At 63.8% G+C, this 4,612-nt stretch carries 3 protein-coding genes, 1 pseudogene and 1 riboswitch; all 4 genes and pseudogenes read right to left on the bottom strand.

Annotated elements, in window-relative coordinates; translation table 11 throughout:
• Positions 1 to 173: 173 nt before the first annotated feature.
• Positions 174 to 2,069 (bottom strand): 1-deoxy-D-xylulose-5-phosphate synthase, encoded by a 1,896-nt coding sequence (gene dxs / locus ACF8EF_RS08645; RefSeq protein ID WP_209968234.1) that lies wholly within the window; start codon positions 2,067 to 2,069, stop codon positions 174 to 176.
• A 177-nt stretch (positions 2,070 to 2,246) separates the two neighbouring features.
• The gene (ispA, locus tag ACF8EF_RS08650; protein WP_004577210.1) at positions 2,247 to 3,134 is read right to left on the bottom strand and encodes a (2E,6E)-farnesyl diphosphate synthase; all 888 of its coding nucleotides are present in this window, start codon (positions 3,132 to 3,134) and stop codon (positions 2,247 to 2,249) included.
• A complete protein-coding gene (locus ACF8EF_RS08655; protein WP_003255380.1) occupies positions 3,131 to 3,373 on the bottom strand; it encodes an exodeoxyribonuclease VII small subunit in 243 nt (80 codons plus the stop codon). Before ACF8EF_RS08655 ends, ispA begins: the two co-directional genes overlap by 4 nt.
• 164 nt (positions 3,374 to 3,537) lie before the next feature.
• Positions 3,538 to 4,190: pseudogene (ribB, locus tag ACF8EF_RS08660) on the bottom strand (3,4-dihydroxy-2-butanone-4-phosphate synthase).
• An 80-nt stretch (positions 4,191 to 4,270) separates the two neighbouring features.
• Positions 4,271 to 4,412: riboswitch (FMN riboswitch) on the bottom strand.
• Positions 4,413 to 4,612: the final 200 nt, after the last annotated feature.

The following is a 4,612-nucleotide window of genomic DNA, read 5'->3' on the forward strand; positions in this document are numbered from 1 at the left end:
CCGTCGTAGGAGCGGGTTTACCCGCGAAAGGGCCGGTCCTGCAGGCCAATTTCCACCAGCGGTTCACTGTTGCCGCCGCAACCGTATTCGCGGGTAAACCCGCATCTACAGTGGGCACACATCGGTAATCGGGCGCAGCCCGTCGTAGGATCGGGTTTACCCGCGAAAGGGCCCTAGAGCCCGAGCCTGGCCATGCGGGCCTTCACCGAAGCCTCGATCCCGGCCGCATCCAGCCCGCACTCAGCCAGCATTTGCGCAGGCTTGGCATGCTCGACATAGATATCCGGCAGCCCCAGGTGCAGAAGCGGCTTGAGCACTGCCTGGCTGGCAAGGAACTCACCCACCGCAGCGCCCGCGCCACCCATGATGGCGTTCTCTTCGATGGTTACCAGCAGCTCATGGCTGCCTGCCAGCTCCAGCACCAGCGCCTCGTCCAGCGGCTTGACGAAGCGCATGTCGACCACCGTGGCGTTGATCTGTTCGGCCACTTGCATGGCCTGGGCCAGTTGTACGCCAAACACCAGCAGGGCCACTTTCTCGCCCTGGCGGCGGACCACGCCCTTGCCGATCTCCAGTGGTTGCAGGTCACCGCTGATCGGCGCATTCGGGCCGGTACCACGCGGGTACCGTACAGCGGCCGGGCCGTTGTACAGGTGGCCGGTGCTGAGCATCTTGCGCAGTTCGTTCTCGTCGCTGGGGGTCATCACCAGCATGCCCGGGATGCAGCGCAGGTACGACAGATCGTAGCTGCCGGCGTGGGTCGGGCCATCCTCGCCGACCAGGCCGGCACGGTCGATGGCGAACAGCACGTCGAGGTTCTGCACCGCCACGTCGTGGATCAGCTGGTCGTAGGCACGCTGCAGGAAGGTGGAATAAATCGCCACCACCGGCTTGCTGCCCTCACAGGCCATGCCGGCCGCCAAGGTCACGGCATGCTGCTCTGCAATCGCAACGTCGAAGTAGCGCTCAGGGTAGCGTTCGCTGAAGTCGACCAGGTCCGAGCCTTCCTTCATCGCTGGGGTAATGCCCACCAGACGGTTGTCGGCAGCAGCCATGTCGCACAGCCACTGGCCGAACACCGCGGAATATTTCGGGCCGCTGGCTTTCTTCGGCGCGGCGGGCTTGTCGGCCGGCTCCAGCTTGGTGATGGCGTGGTAGCCGATCGGGTCAATCTCGGCAGGGGCGAAGCCTTTGCCCTTCTTGGTCACCACATGCAGGAACTGCGGGCCTTTCAGATCACGCATGTTGCGCAGGGTGGCGATCATGGTGGGCAGGTCGTGGCCGTCGATCGGGCCGATGTAGTTCCAGCCCAGCTCTTCGAACAGCGTGCCTGGCACCAGCATGCCCTTGGCGTATTCCTCGGTGCGACGGGCGATTTCCCAGGCGCCTGGCAGTCGCGACAGCACTTTCTTGCTGCCTTCGCGCATGCTCGCGTAGGTGCGGCTGGAGAGGATCTTGGCCAGGTAGTTGGACAGGCCGCCGACGTTGCGCGAAATCGACATGTCGTTATCGTTGAGGATCACCAGCATGTCGGCATTGACTTCCTGGGCGTGGTTCAACGCCTCGAAGGCCATGCCGGCGGTCAGCGCGCCATCACCAATCACTGCGATCGACTTGCGTGCGCTGTTCTGCAGGCGGGCAGCAATGGCCATGCCCAGCGCGGCGCTGATCGAGGTGCTGGAGTGGCCAACGCCAAAGGTGTCGTACTCGCTTTCGCTGCGGCGTGGGAAGGCCGCGATGCCGTCCTTCTGGCGCAGGCTGAGCATGCGGTTACGGCGCCCGGTGAGGATCTTGTGCGGGTAGGCCTGGTGCCCCACGTCCCACACCAGCCGGTCGTCCGGGGTGTCGAACACGTAGTGCAGGGCGATGGTCAGCTCGATCACGCCCAGGCCGGCACCAAAATGCCCACCGGTCTGCCCGACGGTGTAGAGCAGTTCCTGGCGCAGTTCGTCGGCCAGCGTTTCCAGGTCGGCTTCGGCCAACCGGCGCAGGCCGGCAGGCGTGTCAGCGCGGTCGAGCAACGGCGTGACCGGGCGTTCGCGGGGGATCTCTTGAAACGTCGTGGGCATCAGGCGAGTCGTTATTGGTGTGTGAAGACGCGGCAGTTTACCCCATTGTGGGAAAAGTGCCCATTCGACCACAGGTTACGCGGCCCCCTGTAGGAGCGGGTTTACCCGCGAATGCGTCGGCAAATTCAAGATCGCATTCGCGGGTAAACCCGATCCTACGGGGATAGGTGAAGCTGTTTAGTTACGGCGTTCGACGATGTAACGCGCCAAAGCCCGCAGCGGTTCGGCCGTTTCGCCGAACCCTTGCAGTGCGGCCAGCGCCTGGTCGCGCAGTTCGATTGCATAGGCTTTGGCGGCTTCCAGGCCCAGCAGGGCCGGGTAGGTCGGTTTGTCACGCGCTATGTCTGCACCTTGGCGTTTGCCCAAGGTAGCAGTGTCGCTTTCCACGTCGAGGATGTCGTCCTGCACCTGGAATGCCAGGCCAATGGCCTGTGCATAAGTTTGCAGGGCATCCAGCTGCGCCGGTTCGGCACGGGCACTGGCCAGGGCGCCGAGGCGTACGCTGGCTTCGATCAGCGCGCCGGTCTTGTGCCGGTGCATGAACTCCAGCGCCTGCTGGTCCAGCTTCTGGCCCACCGAACCGAGATCGATGGCCTGGCCGCCAACCATGCCGGCCGGGCCGGCAGCTTTGGCCAGTACCTGAACCATGGCCAGGCGAATGCTGTCGATCTGCGGGCTCAGGCAAGGGTCGAGCAGGGCACTGAAAGCCAGGCTCTGCAAACCGTCGCCAGCAAGGATGGCGCACGCTTCGTCAAACGCCTTGTGGGTGGTCGGCTGGCCGCGACGCAGGTCGTCGTCGTCCATGGCCGGGAGGTCGTCATGCACCAGCGAGTAAGCATGAATCAGCTCGACCGCGCAGGCTGCACCGTTGGCCTGCTCGGCGGGGGCGCCCAAGGCTTCGCAGGCCGCGTAGGCCAGCAACGGGCGCACGCGTTTGCCGCCGTTCATCACGCTGTAGCGCATGGCGGCGTAAAGGCGTTCCAGCTCTTTGCTCGGGGCGATGAACAGCGGTTCGAGGGCTGCGTCGACGCGCGCCTGGCAACTGGCCTGGTAGGTGCCAATCATGCTTCCGGCTCCGCGTCGAAGGGCTGGGCAGCCAGTTCACCGTCGCGCTCCAGCAGAATTTGCACCTTCTGTTCGGCCTGGGCCAGGGCTCCCTGGCAGTCACGGGTCAGGGCGATGCCTTGTTCAAAGGCGGCCAGCGACTCTTCCAGCGACAACTCGCCGTTCTCCAGGCGCTCGACCAGTGCTTGCAGGTCTGCGAGGGATTGCTCGAAATCGAGGGAGGCTTTTTTGCGGGCCATGGCGACTGTCTCGGTGGCATTCAGAACGGCGCGACACTAGCAGAGCGGGGCGGGGGGAGCAAACTTCCGGCAACTGCTCGGCTGATGCCGACCGAAGGAGGAGCGGCCCTATGTCGCGAAAGGGCCGCTCGCACGAGGACCGCAAAGCGTCCCTGTTCGGTGGATCAGGCTGGCTCTGCTTCCCGTTCCAGCATCGCCTCACGGTACTGCGCCAGTTCCTCGATGGTCAGCACCGGCAAATTGTACTGCCGTGCATATACCGCCACCTGCTCACCACGGGCCATGCTGCCATCGGGGTTCATCAGCTCGCACAAGACCGCTGCCGGGCGCAGGCCGGCCAGGCGCGCCAGGTCCACCGAACCTTCGGTATGCCCACGGCGGGTCAGCACCCCGCCATTGCGGGCGCGCAGCGGAAAAAAACCTGCCCCGGGCTGACGATATGGCGCTGTTCGGCGCTGGAGCGCAATGCTGCGTCAATGGTGGTGATGCGATCCTGGGCGCTAACCCCGGTGGTGATACCTTCGGCCGCTTCGATGGTCACGGTGAAACCGGTGCCGTGCCGGGCCTGATTATTCTGCACCATGGGCGCCAATTGCAGTTCGTCGACGGTGGCTTCGTCCAGGCACAGACAGACGATGCCGCTGCAATCGCGAATCATCATGGCCATGGTCTGCAGCGAAATGTTCTCGGCGGCAGCAATGATGTCCGCTTCGTCCTCGCGGTCGTCATCGTCGAGCAACAGTACAGGGCGCCCGGCCTTGAAGGCGGTGATGGCGGCGGAAACATTGGGGAATTGCGCGTGGTGCTGGGTGAACATGAAACGCTCCTCGTGAATGATCGATGAACGTCTCGGGGCGAACAAAATGCGCGCGCAAGGGCGCCCGGATGGCCCCTGCATGACGCCTTCTTTCATCCGGACTATGACCGTCGGCTCTGGAGTTGCACCAGATCTGCTGACCCCCGACATGGTCGGGGCGCTCGCGGGCTCATCTTTCGATTTACCGCCGGTGGGGACTTGCACCCCGCCCTGAAGACCGCCCAAGCATACAGCACAGTGCCACCCCAGTGGCAACCCGCGGTTCTACGACCTTCGATGAGGCTTGCAGCGGTAACCATCTACTCCTTTTTCACCTGCCGCAACGCTTACCTTCGTGACGGTCACATTGGCAAACCAAGGAAACGACCCGTCATGTCCTCTCTCTATCCTTTTACCGATACCGATCTCCATCTCGCATTCAG

Source organism: Pseudomonas sp. zjy_15 (assembly GCF_043101865.1).
GTDB classification, from domain to species: Bacteria; Pseudomonadota; Gammaproteobacteria; order Pseudomonadales; family Pseudomonadaceae; genus Aquipseudomonas; species Aquipseudomonas putida_Y.